This is a genomic window from Mucilaginibacter sp. OK268 (assembly GCF_900103125.1).
Classification (GTDB): Bacteria; Bacteroidota; Bacteroidia; order Sphingobacteriales; family Sphingobacteriaceae; genus Mucilaginibacter.
In genome coordinates, this window is sequence record NZ_FNJV01000005.1 from 374,469 (window position 1) to 390,127 (window position 15,659).

The following is a 15,659-nucleotide window of genomic DNA, read 5'->3' on the forward strand; positions in this document are numbered from 1 at the left end:
GATCTTTTGATGTGTTCGAAAATTAAGGCGTCTGATAAACCGATCTGCTATGGATCAAGGGGTTCATCATTATCAATACGCAGGGATTCAATTGTTGGATAAAATTCCTGTTCGGTATCTGATAAGCGTTTACCCAGTTTGTAAGGCACGTATCCCAACTCTTTCTCACAACGCCCAGCCATATTCTCTATAAAATAGCTTTGCGATTTATCTGTTGAGGTGATACATGGTTTGCTGAATGGCATCCCGTAACGGAATATAATACGGGCACAATTACGCATATTGGTAGTAGTGTGGCGTGCATGTGGGTCAACAAATATGGCGTTTTCCGGTACATGCAGTTTTTCTACCATATATTTTTTCATCTCGTCCGATTCGCAATATTTTGTTTTATAAGGATGCACTTTACCTCCTGATGTCATGATAAAAGGCGCCAGTCCTTCAAAATACCTTAATGCGGCTACCCGGCATCGTAGCATCCCTTCGGCGCTTAAAGCTACTCCGGCAACATCCGGACCTGCTCCCGGTATCAGGATCATGGTGTATTTATATTTTGCCCAATTGATAGTTTTAATCCGGTTATAAGCGTTTTTATTGATTCTAGAGATCATTGGTTCATCATTGGCCGCATCGTCTCTTTCGTTTATTTCGAGGCAGTGTAAGGCGTAATTCATGGAAGGGACAAAAAATAGTTTTTCCTTTTTGCTTTCATCCCATATGGTCGCCGAGGCATCGTAAACCAGATTCAGATATCCCCTGCTTTTTACGTTGAAGCTGATAGAGTCAATGGCCGGATAGTTAGGTTTGCGGCCCTCAGCATAAACCTCAATAACGTAGTTGACCGCTTTAGCATCCTGTTCCCATGCACTAATCAATATTTGAACAGGTGATAAACTATTAAATTGCTGATAAGTACCTGAAGGTATTAAATGTTGTTTTACCAAATTGCCTAAAGCATTATCGGTTTTATATAAAGTTGTAAGCCTGTCACTAACAGCTTTGATCTCATCCGGGCTAAATTTCAGGGTTTGAGTTAAACACAATGGATCTTTACAAGTAGTAAGTGACGATTTAATATTATCTAACCTGGTTTGTGTCAGTTTGGCCAGTTCCGGATCGTTCGCCAATAGCTGTTTTGCCGCGACATTATTTTGAAATAAAGTAAGCAGGTAATAGTTTTTGGTTTGTATAATATTGCTGCCTATCAGTTTGTAATTTTGATCAGCAGGCTGACCGTAAGTATAAAAAATGGTAAAACTTAATAATAGGAATAAGTACTTCTTAAAATTCATGAGAAGAAATGTTGATGTTATTGATAAAATGGTGGTTAATGTCAATTGATCAGATCAATCATCATCGTCTTTCTTTTTCTGCTCCAATAGTACAAAAGCGCTTCTTTTAGGTGCCGGCATTGTGGAATGTTCGCCTTTTACGGATTTCCAAACCACCTCGTTCAGATCAAGATCGGGTACTGCGTCTTCTTTTGCGAAGTTGAAGGATTCAGACCGTCGGCTGCTTTCGTTATTGGCGATATTTCGTCTTTCCAGATCAACCTCTGCCGGTTTTAGTTGATAAGGTGTTACATCTGCCTTACTGGTAAAACATTCATATAAAGGCATTGCTCCGGCATCATACTGGCTCATCGGCGGTAAACCTAATATAAGCTCCATGGTTCGCAAAAAGCCCGAAGTTGAATACATGGTGTGTACAACCGTGTTACGTTTTACATACGGGCCTACTACAAATGCCGGTGACCTGTGGGCGTCGATATGGTCAGGGCCATTTTGAGCGTCATCTTCCAGTATAAATACAACAGATTCCTTCCAGATTGGGCTTTGTGACAGATGCTCAATAAAACGACCTATCGCCAGGTCATTATCAGCAACTGCAGCAACCGGTGAGATCTTGCCTTTCTTTTGTCCGCTGGTATGGTCATTTGAAATGCGAATGGTATTAAACTGAGGCACCGCGTTAATGGTAAGCAATGAATCAAAATCATGTTGCCATGCATCAACCCTAACCTGGTCTTTTATATCCAGGTTAAAGCCGGGTGATTGCGCACAAATATGCCCTTGCAGTGTTTTAATATTTGCCTTGCCATCATCACTAAATTCACCATAACTACGATAAGTGATACCGGCCCGTTTACAATAATCCCATATAAAGCCATCGCGCGGATAAGTAGCTGGCCGGCCACCTTCAAAGCTAGTGCTGCCACCACGACTGCCGTAGCTGGTTGGCCAGGTTTTTTCAATTACATCAGTAGCGTACGCTGCCATGCTCCAGTTATGCCCATCGGCACTTACTTCAGCATCAACATAAAAATTATCAAGCAAAACAAACTCACCGGCTAAAGCGTGATGGTTAGGAGTTACGTGTTTACCAAATAAGGTTAAAGAGGTATCCCCGTTGCCACCTGGCATATCTCCCAAAACCTGGTCATAGGTGCGGTTTTCCTTAATGATATAAAAGATATGTTTTATAGGTGATTTTTCGCCTAGTTTACGGGGGATAGGGTTTCCGGTTTCACCATTAGCAGTTATGGTTCTTTTGTTTGTAAATGGCGTGTTGGCATAAACCTGGTGGGTATATTGTTTCAACTGCTCTGGTTTTGGCGCATCAATAAAAGATAATGAGCCTTTAAATAAACCCGCAATATATTGTAAACGGTTGTTGGCGGTACTTCCTGTTTGGTAACCACTATTATCAGCCTTTGAAATGGGTTGAGGACCTTGTGGGTTAGCCATAGAACTTAGTCCCTTTCCGTTAGTTACCAATATTTTATTGCCTAATGTTTTTACATTGGTTGGATACCAGCCTACCGGGATAAAACCCTGGCTTTTACTGTAACCAGCTTTTGATACATCAAAAACAGCCAGGCAATTATTATCAGCATTAGCAATGTACAATGTTTTTTCATTAGCACTAAGCGCCAACCCATTGGTGGTGGAGCCAGTAAGCTTTGTTGGATATAATGTGGTGGCAACCGTTTCAATTACCTTATTACTAATGGTATTGATGACAGAAACTGTATTGTCATTAGCGTTTGCTACAAACAGGTAGTTGCCTTTTTTATTCAAAAGCAATTCATTAGGATGGTCGCCGGTTGCTATTTTGTTTTCAATAGTTTGGGTCGTTGTACTCACTACCGCGACAGCCCGGCCACCCCAAAGCGAAACATACAGTTTTGTTTCATCGGGAGATAACACGCAACTGTAAGCTATAGCAGGCAGCTGAACTTTATGAAGGATCTGTTTTGCCTGTGGATCAATGATATACAGTGTGCTGTCTTCTTTAGTTACTGTGTATAGTTTGGTATTGTTCTTATTTACAGCGATACCTGTAGGGCATATTTTACCTTTAGGCCAGGGCGTACCTAATTTTATTGTATCTGCCTGGTTTAATTTATTGTCCTTTAAATGAAAATCCAGTATCCAGTTATCATTACCCCCAGACGCGTAAAGGTGTTTTTCGTCGCGGCTAAAGGCTAATCCGTACCATGATTTACCCAGTACCCGTTCGTCCAGCAGTTTTTCAGTTTTGGGATCTATAAGTTGCAACGATTGTGTGCTCTGCCCGTTATTGGTTACTGCCAGTAATTTACCAGATGTGCTTAATTGCATATTTAACGGCAGATCACCCAAGGTTAAAGACCGCCCAGCTGGACTTAATTTCCAACCATTGGGAAGTAGTACCTGCCCAGTCTTTTTTATTTGACCAGGTATCTGCGCCATTGCTGATACATTAACCAATAAACTTAAGGCTATAACATAGCCTATCTTTTTAATTGAACCCATAATAGTTTGAGTAAATATTAATGTAAATTAAATGAGACCTGAGCCCTGATGGTGTATCCGTTTTGAGATAGTGTGGATAGGTCCCTTATCGCTTCTGATGGTACAACATTGCTACGAGTTGCATAAATAATTGGGCCACCACAAATAGAAAATCCAAACCTTGAACCCGAAGGAATGTAGTTAATTGACGGCCCAACTAATAGCTTAGCCCCTCCTTCTGCCTCATCTGCTTCCCAAAAACCTTCCAGATCTTCACCCACAGCTTCTACACCACCAAAAAAGTTGTCGGCAATACGATGATGAAAACCGAAGCTGGTTACCAGATCAATGCCATCCCGTGATTTATCAAAAGCTTTTTCAAAGCGTAGGTTCCCTGCAAATCGCCATGATGCGGCATCAAACGAAGCGGTAACCCGGCTGAATATAGATTTAACATTTGTCCAGTCGCGGCTACCACCTAAGCTAAGGCCAATACGCGGGCCAAATTGTTGTTTACCACCAATAAAATCATGCATTAATTCTGCTTGTTGCGAACTGGTTGTGCCACCATCACGTGCAAACCCTATAGCGGCATTAGCATATAATGTAAACCGGTTACCCAGATAGCCTTTGACAGCTAATTGTTGATCAACGCCATCATAGCCAAATGGTGTTAGGGTACGTTCGCCATAGCTTCCGGAATAATTTAAACTCCAATATGGAGAACTGCCGGTTAACGTATTAACAGAAAACAGGAATGGTTGCGGAGCTGCAGTTATAAAATTCCCCGTAGGGTTTATAGAATGATCATTTTGCGCCTTTCCGGCCAGGCTTAATGTCAATAAAAGCAGAATAAGGTAAAGCTCTCTTTTCATGATGTGAAATAACCCCCTTTATATTAACCCATAATTAAGTCAAAGTAAACATAGTGTTTAGCAGGCTTTTGACTATGACTTTGTTACAAATACTACCATAGAGAAAGTAATATGTTTTATTCCCTGGCTTTTTTAAATATAATTAAAAATCCAATTGCTATCCCTATCGCCCGATATTGAATATTGCATAAACCCTTATTTAATGACATGGAATACTTTGTTTTATGGTTGTCATGTAAACCCGCTTTATTATGGTAAAATACTTGTAATAATCTTATTTTCAATTATATAAATAGATGTTAGCCATAAAAAGTGTAAACCATGTAAACCCACTTTTATAACAAAATGGCCCGCCTGTTTAGGGATTATGACATCTGCAATAAATTATGGTATCTTTTGCTACTGACAAACAGCTGTCATTCCTGAACATTAATTTAACTTTATATATCAAGAATCACTATGAAGGACAATTATCTGGCTGCTCAGCGAATTTATAATCAGCATATTTATAATCCAAAATTTAGTAAGCCTGAAGATGTTGTTAAACACATGATAGCTATGCAGGCCCAGGATTACGCCGGAGCCAAATGGGCTATTGGGTTGCGGATGCCTAACACCAGCGAAGAAGTAATAGAACAAGCTATAACAGAGGGGAAAATATTGCGGACCCATTTGCTGCGGCCAACCTGGCACTTCGTTTTACCGCAGGATATTCGCTGGTTATTAACGCTTACAGCGCCACGTATTAACGCTATTAATGCAGCTATGAGCAAAAAATTTGAACTCACCGACCACATTTTTGCCAAAAGTAATGCAGCGTTGGAAAAAGCTTTGGCCGGAAATAGACAACTTACCCGGCCTGAGTTGGTGAATGTATTTGAGCAGGCAGGGATTGCTACCGACGAACTCAGGTTTACTATATTATTAATGAGAGCCGAGTTAGACCAGGTAATTTGCAGCGGGGCCCGCATCGGGAAGCAATTTACTTATGCTCTACTTGACGACCGCGCGCCGCTAACGCCAGTATTAACCCATGAAGAAGCGCTAACCAAACTGGCCCGTGGTTATTTCAACAGCCGTGGACCTGCTACCCTGTACGATTTTGCAAACTGGTCGGGTTTAACGCTGACTGATGCTGGTATAGGGCTTGAGCATATTAAATCGCAATTGATTAGTGATGTGATTGATGGTCGTACTTATTGGATGCCGGATAGTATAACTGATCTACCATCGCCAAAAACAAAAGCTTACTTATTGCCGGCATTTGATGAATTTGCTATTGCCTATAAAGATCGCGACGCTTTGGTTAATCCAAAATATCTTAAACAGGCACGACACGTAATTTTTGACCCCGCGATAGTGGTCGACAACCAGGTGGTGGGTACCTGGAAACGAACGCTCAAAGCTAAATCTGTTGATATCAATTTAAATTTGTTTGGTTCATTAAATAAAACACAGGAAAAAGCCGTGGAAGTAGCCACTTCCAAATACAGGAAATTCCTTTTCCCATAGGTAAAGGTATATTGCCGGGAAAATTGTCCATGTACTAACGAAATTCATCCATGTTACAGCGAAGCTCTTGTATGCAACTTTGTATTGTCAATAACGACAAACTAAAAAGACAAAACAATGGCACGTTTAACAGCAATAAATCCTGAAGAAGCAACAGGCAAAACAAAAGAATTATTTAATGCTATACAAAGCAAATTAGGTGTAGTGCCTAACATGATGCGCGCAATGGGTAGTTCCCCTGCATTGTTGCAAGGTTACCTTGATCTGAACAATACTTTATCCCGTGGCTTACTGGGGGCAAAAACCGGTGAGCTATTAGCGCTGTCAATAGCCGAAAAAAACGCTTGTGATTATTGTTTATCAGCACACTCTTATATCAGCGAAAAACTGGTTCATATTGATACCGACAGTATCATAAAAGCCCGTCATGCAAATTCGGCCGATGCAAAAACCGACGCGGTTCTCAAATTCGCTAATGTATTAATTACTAAAAATGGCCTGGTGAACGACAGTGACGTTGAAACTGTAAGAGCTGCTGGTCTGTCAGAAGGTGAAATAGGTGAAATTGTTGGCCATGTCGCCTTAAATATATTAACCAACTATTTTAATAATACCGCCGATACTGAAATTGATTTTCCGGTTGCAAAAGCACTACAGGATATTGAAGCTTAATGATCATATTCAGCTAACAGTAAAAGTCAACAGCAAATGCTTTGGCTTTTGCTGTATTATTTAACTTTACTAAAACTAGTGTTATGAATTATCCAAAAATGGCTTTTACTGATGCCGTAAAAGATTTTCAGGAGCGTTATGGTAGCCGTGCCAGTTATGGCAGGATGGAAGAACATCGTTACACTGATGGATTAACAGAAAGCGAAGAAGAATTTATCGCCCGTCAGGATAATTTTTATATATCGACCATCAGTGAAAATGGTTATCCTTACATTCAGTTTCGTGGCGGGCCAAAAGGCTTTTTGAAAGTGGTTGATTCGGAAACACTTGGCTTTATTGATTTTGGCGGTAACAAGCAATATGTTTCAACAGGTAATTTAGTAACTAATAACAAAGCGGCGTTATTCCTTCTTGATCAGGCGGCCAGGACACGGTTAAAAATATTTGCCGAAGCCAGCGTACTCCCGATTGAAGGTAATTCAGAGCTGTATGACAAGCTTAACCTTGAGGATTATAAATTTAAAGCCGAAAGAATAATATTGTTTAAAGTGAAAGCGTACGATTGGAACTGCCCTCAACATATAACGCCAAGATATACCCTGGAAGAGATTCAAGATGAATTTGCCGCGCAACATGAATATATCAATAAGTTAAGAAAAGAAAACGCTGATTTAAAGGCGCAATTAGCTACCAATAACAAATGAGCAATACGCAAAATACATTTACACTGATTGATGAACCGAAAGGGAACCTCGCCTTTAAATTATTTTGGTTTGATGACAATAGTCACTTTGATCATTTGCAGCGTCATAATTATTTCTCACTTATTTGGATCAAAGAAGGATCAGGTATATTAAAATCGGATTTTTCTGAATACAGCTTTGAAGCAGGCCGGATGCTGGCTTTTTCGCTCTACCAGCCATTCATGTTATTGGCACGGGAGCCTATAAAGGGTGTGGCCATACAGTTTCACCCCGATTTTTTTTGTATCCTTAAGCATCATAAAGAAGTATCATGCAGCGGTATTTTGTTTGATAATATATACAAGCCGCCTTATGTAATGGTTGATGCTGTAAACGAATCTCTTTTAAATTTACTGTTGGAGCAAATGAAAGCGGAAATGCTGAATAAAGCGCTGGCACAGTATGAAATACTGATATCATACCTCAAAATTTTCCTGATAACGGCTTCCCGTTTAAAAACAGAACAACAGGATATTTTACACGACCCCGACAAAGACGCCAAGGAACCTTATATATTGCAGGACCTTAAAGATGCCATCGAAACTCATTTTAAAACCAAGCACAGTGCCAGTCACTATGCCGATATGCTGAATATATCAGCCAAGGCTCTGGCCCGTATCACTAAAACCCACTTTAATAAAACCATCAGTAACCTGATTGCCGAACGCATTATTATTGAAGCCAAACGTGAGTTGTATTTAACTAACAGACCTATAAAAGAAATAGCATACGAATTGGGTTATGAGGATGAATATTATTTCAGCAGGTTTTTTAAAACAAATGCCGATGTATCGCCGCAATTATACCGGGATACTGTTGGTTATGGTCGTGCAAGCGCTTAAACTAAAACTTATCCTGCTATATTTGGTTTCCATATTAAATACCTGTTATCATGCCTGAATTACCCGATCTGCAAGCATTTAGTCACAACCTGGATAAAAAATTAGCCGGAAAAACGGTTAAACAAATTGCGGTTATCAATGCCAAAAAATTGAATGTGAGCCATCAGAAACTGCAGGATACGCTGGAGGGGCAAAAATTGAATAAGGTATATCGCGAAGGCAAAGAGCTTTACCTTAAATTTTCGAAAGGAGATATCCTTGGCCTGCACCTGATGCTGCATGGCAAGCTATTTTTATTTGAGGGTAAAAACGAAAATAAATATCCCATCATTGAATTGCATTTTACTGACGGCAGCGGATTGGTGTTAACAGATTTCCAGGGGATAGCCAATCCTACTTTAAATCCGGAAGAGAAAGAATCGCCCGATGCTTTATCCAAAGATGGTGGCGTTGAATATTTGACTACCCGCCTGCAAAAAACAAAAACCAACATCAAAACTGTACTGCTTGATCAAAAGATCATTCGGGGTATTGGTAATGCTTACGCCGACGAGATCTTGTGGCATGCAAATATATCCCCGTTCTCCATAAGTAATAAATTACCTGGCGATAAGATAAAAGATCTGGTTAAATCTATCCACGCTGTGCTTACTGAAGCCGAAAGAGCTATTCTTAAATCAAATCCGGATATCATTAACGGCGAAGTAAGGGATTTTATGCACATCCACAATTCAAAAAAGACGCACAGCCCCAAAGGCGAAAAGATCATTGTAAAAGAAGGCTCCAGGAAAACTTATTATACTGAGGAACAGGAGTTGTATAGTTAGGTATCAAATAAAACATCATTGCGAGGTACGAAGCAATCTCTATGCTTTACAGAGTGGCCCTGCTTATTGGGGATTGCTTCGTACCTCGCAATGACGCGTGTTTTAATGTTTATTTCCTTCTACTTCAACTTCTTCACCTGCACATTAAAATCGGCACCAACAATGGGTATCTTTTTCCACTCGGTATCCGGGTTCTTTTTATAATAGGTACCTCCGTTGAGTAATCCGCATGAAAAGCCGAGGGATTTTCCGGTCATAGTATTTAAAAACTCAACAGAAACAAGGATATCGCCTTTAACATCAACTTTATAGAGTGCAAGATCAACACTGATCAACTGATTATTGATCAATGGCCCACCAGGATCTTTTTCCCTTACAATTGTTCCCTTTATTTCTTCTTTAACCAGGTTGTCACCCTCTGGCAATTTATCGCCCATCGCATACACGTTTACTTTAAAGGGAATAGTATCCTTGCCCAGGTTGTCGACATGAAAGCTCAATTTCAGTAATTCAACCAGTTTATGGCCGGCATTCATCCTGATCCCTACCTGTGCACCTTGTACTACTCCAAAGCTATTATTGGTTGTTCCAGACCGGGCTTTATGGCCAATGGTTTTGGTTTTGTCCTGGGCCAGGCTATTGAAAGCGGCAAAACAAATAAAACAGATAAATAGTAATTTAAATACTTTGGATAGCGGCAGGCAGTGATTGATCATACGGTGGCTTGTAAAATGATATTTTATAAAAGCAAGACGAAACCAACCATGCATTGGTTGCAAGGTTGGGCTTTTATTTCCTGATCATTTTATAATGCCAGATGCCGGCTTCTTCAAACTCCGGACCTGTTTTTTCAAAATTAAACCGCTCATATAATGATACGGCTTGTGTTTGCGCGTGCATGTAAACGTACGTGGCATTAGCCGGCAGATCGTCCAAAACTGTTTGCACCAGAGCCTGCCCTATTCCATGACCCCGGAACTTTTTTAATACAGCAAAGCGCTCCAGTTTATAACCTTTATCTGTTTTTCGCCAGCGACAGGCACCTGCGGGTTCGCCGTTAACAGTTGCCAGGAAATGGGTTGATTCGTCTTCAAATTCCCATTCCAGTTCGGGCGGACAGTTTTGTTCAACTACAAAAACTTCGCGCCTTACGGCAAAAACTTTATCAAGATCGGCTTGCTCAGTTACTTTTCTTACTTCTAAGTTTGAGTTTGTGGGCATTATAATGTGGTTTGGTTTTAAGTATAGTTAGTTTGGCATTGTGGTTCTCTTCGGCGGCATCAATTGAGTGTGTGCAAGTAAGATCGTCTTCCTTTTCTGCAAGTATCGATAGCTGCACATAAAATTTATGGAGCTGATCAAGCTCTTTTTCATTCATATCCTCGATATCCACCATCCGGTTACTGGCACCCTGGTGCGAGGCCAGCAATTCGTTCAATTTTAAATGGATGGCTTTTGAATCCTTGTTTTGCGATTTCTGGATCAGGAAAACCATCAGGAAAGTAACAATGGTTGTACCCGTATTGATAATAAGCTGCCAGGTATCAGAATAATGAAATATCGGCCCGGTGATGCCCCACACGATGATGATGCTGATAGCCGTTAAAAAAGCTCCGGAACTGCCCGTAGCAATGGTTGCCCAATTAGCAAAACGTTCAAATAAATTCTTCTTTTTTTTAGCGATCTCTGCCATATATTTTTATTTATTGGGTTGGGGAAACGCTTATAACAACAAAGCGCCATTACAACAAATGTAACAGCGCTTTGTTAGTTTTTGATGAATATTATAGTTTGCTATTTACATCAACGCAGTTAAGGTCTTCAAAAGCAGCAGCTAACCTTTTAACAAAGGTTTCTTCGCCTTTACGCAACCAAACGCGTGGATCATAATATTTTTTGTTTGGAGAGTCTTCACCTTCCGGGTTACCTATCTGGTGTTGCAGGTAAGCTTCTTTTGACTTATAGTAATCTTTAATGCCTTCCCAGTAAGCCCATTGCATATCGGTATCAATGTTCATTTTGATAGCACCATATGAAATAGCTTCACGGATCTCTTCCTGGCTTGAACCAGAACCACCGTGGAATACAAAGTTGATTGGTTTTGCATCAGTTAAACCAAACTTTTGTTTTACATACTCTTGTGAGTTATGTAAAATCACAGGCTGTAATTTCACATTACCTGGTTTGTAAACACCATGTACGTTACCAAAAGCTGCGGCCACTGTAAAACGTGGACTAACCTTTGATAAGTGTTCATAAGAGTAAGAAACTTCTTCTGGTTGGGTATATAAACGTGAGCTGTCAACATCAGAGTTGTCAACGCCATCTTCTTCACCACCGGTTACACCTAACTCAATTTCCAGTGTCATACCTAATTTAGCCATACGGGCCAGGTATTTTGCCGAAATTTCAATGTTTTCTTCAATCGGCTCTTCAGAAAGGTCAAGCATATGTGATGAGAAAAGTGGTTTACCTGTTTCGGCAAAGAATTTTTCGCCATGATCAAGCAAGCCGTCAATCCATGGTAAAAACTTCATGGCAGCGTGATCGGTATGTAAAATCACAGCTACACCATAATGCTCAGCCAATAAGTGCACGTGCTTTGCAGCCGATACCGCACCTAATATGCATGCCTGAAGTTTTGAATTATCTAATGATTTACCAGCATAAAACTGTGCGCCACCATTTGATAGTTGAATGATTACCGGAGAGTTTACCAGCTTGGCTGTTTCCATAACCGCGTTAATGGTATTGGTACCTATAACGTTTACCGCAGGTAAAGCAAACTGATGCTTTTTAGCAACTTCAAATAGTTCCTGCACCTGATCGCCGTGCAGAACACCTTTATAATTTTTTAAATTCATGAGCTTTTATTTGGGCCTCGAAGTTATAAAATTTCTTGGTTTTAGGTATAAGTATCTGATTATTTGTTACGATTTAACTATTTAGCTACTCACATACTGTAATTTATACACTTTGTTGGATAAAAATAATTTTAACAAATAAAACTGAACATGGATTACTTACTACTTGTTATAATATTTTTCGTTTCTTTGTAGTCAATTGAAAGAGCTCGACATAGATATGGCATGGTTTAAACGAGAGTTGAAAGGGATAATTACGACTACTGAGGAAAAGAAAGAAACCCCCGATGGGATCTGGAATAAATGCCCGAATTGTAAGAAACCCCTGCATTATTCTGAGCAGGTTGAAAATCAATATGTTTGCCACTATTGTGGCTACCACCTGCGTATAGGTTCAAAAGAATATTTTGCAGTACTATTTGATAATAACGAATTTACTGAGTTATTCCCCGATTTGACATCAGGTGATCCCCTACATTTTGAGGATACTAAAAAATATACTGACCGACTGACCGAAACCCAATTTAAAACCGGCTTAAAGGACGCTATACGCGCCGGAGCGGGTAAAATTGACGGACAGGACCTGGTTATCGCTTGTATGGATTTTAATTTCATCGGCGGTTCCATGGGATCAGTAGTTGGCGAGAAGATTGCCCGCTCTATTGATTACTGTATCGCTAATAAAGTTCCATTCCTGATGATATCCAAATCGGGTGGTGCAAGGATGATGGAAGCAGCCTTTTCATTAATGCAGATGGCTAAAACATCGGCCAAACTGGCTTTATTGTCACAGGCTAAAATTCCTTATATTTCTTTACTGACTGATCCTACTACAGGGGGTGTTACCGCATCATACGCCATGCTGGGTGATATCAATATTGCTGAACCAGGTGCGCTAATAGGTTTTGCAGGCCCAAGGGTAATTAAAGAAACCATTAAAAAAGATTTGCCGAAAGGCTTCCAGACCGCGGAATTTGTTCAGGAACACGGTTTCCTTGACTTTATTGTTGACCGCCGGGAAATGAAAGAAAAACTTGCCTCATTTCTCAAAATGATGGCTAATTAAAAATATTGTTTTTTAAGCAAACAGAAAAGGCTATCCATTTTGGATGGCCTTTCTGTTTGTAAAGGAAATCAATAAGTTATTTGGTAGTTGCACCTGCATTTGCGCCTCCACCTTCCACATGCTGGTCGGGAAGGTCGGCGAAACTGCCATCACTGTGAAATACCTTGAAATTACCTCTATGAGGTCCATATTTTTCAATGTATCTTTCATTTTGCCCGGTGCCCGAATAAGTATTCAGGTAATTCGGCGCTGTTCCTTTGTTATTACCCTGATTGGTGCCAGGTTTTAAATAGTTGTTCATCTTCTCATCCTCCTATTCTATAAATAATCAAAGTACTCGTTATATACCCTCAGTACCAGGTTCATGGCCGATCATTCTGCCGGTTGTACGTCCTTGTGGACGGCTTTCAAAATCGGTTTTGGCCGGGCCCTGGGATGGAAATTCTTTTTTATTTGGTGGCGTTACGTCGTTTTTCTCACTGTATGAGGTATCTGCACCACGGGTAGGTTGGTCTACTTCCTGCTGGCTGTGGTAGCCGGAGCCTTCTTTTCTGGTTTGGCCCTCATCAGGTAGCTCGTTATCACCCTCTTCTCCAGGTACTTCAGCAGGACGATCATATTCTTCGTCCTCATCATTTAGGTCCTTTTGATTAAACGTGGGTTTCAGATCATTAGTATAAGCATCCTCATCCTCTTTTAATTCGTCGTCATCCAATTCGTTGCTATTAAAGGCGTCTTCATTTTGACGGGAGGCGGAGTTATTGGTATTATCGAAATCATTACGATTATTATCCTGGGAATCCCAGGCTTCTTCTTTATTAGTTATCATAGGTTTTCAATTTGGTGATAATTGATAAACCAACCGGGATGTGATATTGTTTTTTGTGTTATCTAAATAGGATAATTTATTTCTTTTTGAGTAAGTGTTAAATTAGAAATTTTATGGCCCCCGAAAAACTTTTTAAACCTTTAATTTTAACACTTTTCGGTACGAAAACAGGCTAAAAACGGGTCAAAAATCATTCAAAACCATCGATTTTAACACTTTTTAACAAATTTTACTACAGTTTTGAGCGGTTTCTGAAACTTTAAAAAGTATTAATTTATTGATTATCAAATAACTACATGCAAAACGGCTACTTTTGGCTTGGTTTTGTCCTTAACTAAACAGCCCGGTTACCTTTTTAAAGGTAACCGGGCTGTTTAGTTATATAAATATACTAAAATTATGGGAGATCTTAGCAATAAATTTTCAGGAAATTAAGCGTTCACCGGGCAAAGCTCACGAACTTTAGCCACAACGTAATCAACTTCTTCTTTGGTGCTGTATTTGGAGAACGAGAACCTTACAGACGGTTTTGATGAGCTGGCTCCAATAGCGGTAAGCACGTGCGAACCAATGTCGGTACCAGAACTACAGGCGCTGCCACCTGATGCAGAAATACCCGCGATATCCAGGTTAAATAACAGCATATCCCCCATTTCCATTTCCGGGAAAGCTACGTTCAGTACGGTATATAAACTTTTCTCCGGATCTGTTTCGCCATTAAAGCTAATGCCTGGGATCTGGTCAGTCAGTTTGCCCATCATATAGGTTTTAAGATCCTGTATATGGTTGCGGTGCTGCTCCATTTCGGCATAGGCCAGCTCAAGCGCTTTGGCCAGGCCTACTATACCATAAATGTTTTCGGTACCACCACGCATATTACGCTCCTGTGCGCCGCCATAAATAAACGGTTTTATTTTAATACGATGGTTCACGTGTAAAAAGCCCACACCTTTTGGCCCGTGCAGTTTATGCCCGGCACATACCAAAAAATGCGCTTTTAACTTACTCAGGTCGTGTTGATAATGACCCATGGTTTGTACGGTATCGCAATGATAAATGGCGTTATATACCTCACAAAGATCACCGATACGGATCATATCAGACAGGGTGCCAATTTCGTTATTGGCATGCATGATAGATACAAAACTGCGCTCATTATTTTTCAATAATGTTTCCAGGTGATCATAATCAACATTACCCTTGCTATCTACATCAACAAAGCTCAGTTTAATTATGCCCGATTTCTCCATCGCCTCCAGCGTATGCAGCACCGCGTGATGCTCTATATGACTGGTAATAGCGTGGGTAATGTTATGATCAACAATACCGCAGCGAATGGCTGTATTATCGGCCTCGGTACCGCTTGAGGTAAAAAATATCTCGGCAGGTGAAGTGTGCAGCAAACCGGCTATGGTTTTGCGTGCCCGCTCGATCAGTGTGCGTGCTTCGCGACCGTGGGCATGAATAGATGAAGGGTTACCATAATGGTTCTCCATCACTTTGTACATTTCTTTTAAAACTTCCGGATCAAGCGGTGTGGTGGCCGCGTTATCAAAGTAAACACGCATCTCTCGTACAATTATTGATTTATTGAATTAGTGAATTAATGATTTTTGAATGAGTCTTTGCTCCTTGTTCCAAAAATCCTTACTC

16 protein-coding genes are annotated in these 15,659 nt (G+C 40.4%); 6 read left to right on the forward strand and 10 right to left on the reverse strand.

Features of this window, described 5'->3' with window-relative positions; genetic code table 11:
- Positions 1–47 precede the first annotated feature (47 nt).
- Genes BLR84_RS18065 through BLR84_RS18075 form a run of 3 tightly spaced genes read right to left on the reverse strand, consistent with a single transcriptional unit; the run spans position 48 to position 4,651 of the window.
- Positions 48–1,292 carry an ElyC/SanA/YdcF family protein gene (locus BLR84_RS18065; protein WP_090470900.1) on the reverse strand — a complete coding sequence of 415 codons (1,245 nt, stop codon included), beginning with the start codon at positions 1,290–1,292 and terminating at the stop codon, positions 48–50.
- 54 nt (positions 1,293–1,346) lie between these two features.
- Entirely contained in the window at positions 1,347–3,797 is a 2,451-nt protein-coding gene (locus BLR84_RS18070) for a bifunctional YncE family protein/alkaline phosphatase family protein (RefSeq protein ID WP_090470902.1), read from the reverse strand.
- Between the two features lie 17 nt (positions 3,798–3,814).
- The gene (locus tag BLR84_RS18075) at positions 3,815–4,651 is read right to left on the reverse strand and encodes a hypothetical protein (RefSeq protein ID WP_090470903.1); all 837 of its coding nucleotides are present in this window, start codon (positions 4,649–4,651) and stop codon (positions 3,815–3,817) included.
- 459 nt (positions 4,652–5,110) lie between these two features.
- On the opposite strand from BLR84_RS18075, the gene BLR84_RS18080 reads away from it, so the two are divergent.
- From BLR84_RS18080 to BLR84_RS18100, 5 genes are all read left to right on the forward strand, one after another.
- Positions 5,111–6,163: a winged helix DNA-binding domain-containing protein gene (locus BLR84_RS18080; RefSeq protein ID WP_090470905.1), complete on the forward strand. Its 1,053-nt coding sequence runs from the start codon at positions 5,111–5,113 to the stop codon at positions 6,161–6,163.
- A gap of 117 nt (positions 6,164–6,280) precedes the next feature.
- Positions 6,281–6,835, forward strand: coding sequence for a carboxymuconolactone decarboxylase family protein (locus BLR84_RS18085; protein ID WP_090470907.1), 555 nt, complete (start codon positions 6,281–6,283; stop codon positions 6,833–6,835).
- 83 nt (positions 6,836–6,918) lie between these two features.
- Positions 6,919–7,539, forward strand: a complete 621-nt coding sequence (locus tag BLR84_RS18090) for a pyridoxamine 5'-phosphate oxidase family protein (protein WP_090470909.1) — start codon at positions 6,919–6,921, stop codon at positions 7,537–7,539.
- Positions 7,536–8,420, forward strand: a complete 885-nt coding sequence (locus tag BLR84_RS18095; protein WP_090470910.1) for a helix-turn-helix domain-containing protein — start codon at positions 7,536–7,538, stop codon at positions 8,418–8,420. The genes BLR84_RS18090 and BLR84_RS18095 overlap by 4 nt, the downstream gene beginning before the upstream one ends.
- Positions 8,421–8,470: 50 nt before the next feature.
- On the forward strand, positions 8,471–9,247 hold the full coding sequence (locus tag BLR84_RS18100) for a DNA-formamidopyrimidine glycosylase family protein (protein WP_090470912.1): 777 nt from the start codon (positions 8,471–8,473) through the stop codon (positions 9,245–9,247).
- Between the two features lie 119 nt (positions 9,248–9,366).
- Here BLR84_RS18100 and BLR84_RS18105 read toward each other — a convergent pair whose 3' ends face one another.
- The 4 genes from BLR84_RS18105 to fbaA form a co-directional block, all read right to left on the reverse strand.
- A complete protein-coding gene (locus tag BLR84_RS18105) occupies positions 9,367–9,963 on the reverse strand; it encodes a hypothetical protein (RefSeq protein ID WP_090470914.1) in 597 nt (198 codons plus the stop codon).
- A 73-nt stretch (positions 9,964–10,036) separates the two neighbouring features.
- A complete protein-coding gene (locus BLR84_RS18110; protein WP_090470916.1) occupies positions 10,037–10,468 on the reverse strand; it encodes a GNAT family N-acetyltransferase in 432 nt (143 codons plus the stop codon).
- Entirely contained in the window at positions 10,428–10,940 is a 513-nt protein-coding gene (locus BLR84_RS18115) for a low affinity iron permease family protein (RefSeq protein ID WP_090470919.1), read from the reverse strand. Before BLR84_RS18115 ends, BLR84_RS18110 begins: the two co-directional genes overlap by 41 nt.
- Before the next feature lie 91 nt (positions 10,941–11,031).
- Entirely contained in the window at positions 11,032–12,111 is a 1,080-nt protein-coding gene (gene fbaA, locus BLR84_RS18120; RefSeq protein WP_090470921.1) for a class II fructose-bisphosphate aldolase, read from the reverse strand.
- A gap of 220 nt (positions 12,112–12,331) precedes the next feature.
- Here fbaA and accD point away from each other — a divergent pair, with 220 nt between their 5' ends.
- Positions 12,332–13,177, forward strand: coding sequence for an acetyl-CoA carboxylase, carboxyltransferase subunit beta (accD, locus tag BLR84_RS18125; protein ID WP_090470923.1), 846 nt, complete (start codon positions 12,332–12,334; stop codon positions 13,175–13,177).
- Between the two features lie 76 nt (positions 13,178–13,253).
- On the opposite strand, the gene BLR84_RS18130 is transcribed toward accD, so the two are convergent.
- From BLR84_RS18130 to BLR84_RS18140, 3 genes are all read right to left on the reverse strand, one after another.
- A complete protein-coding gene (locus BLR84_RS18130; protein ID WP_090470925.1) occupies positions 13,254–13,478 on the reverse strand; it encodes a hypothetical protein in 225 nt (74 codons plus the stop codon).
- A gap of 39 nt (positions 13,479–13,517) precedes the next feature.
- A complete protein-coding gene (locus BLR84_RS18135) occupies positions 13,518–14,006 on the reverse strand; it encodes a hypothetical protein (protein ID WP_090470928.1) in 489 nt (162 codons plus the stop codon).
- 431 nt (positions 14,007–14,437) lie between these two features.
- Positions 14,438–15,574 (reverse strand): cysteine desulfurase family protein, encoded by a 1,137-nt coding sequence (locus BLR84_RS18140; protein ID WP_090470930.1) that lies wholly within the window; start codon positions 15,572–15,574, stop codon positions 14,438–14,440.
- Positions 15,575–15,659 lie beyond the last annotated feature (85 nt).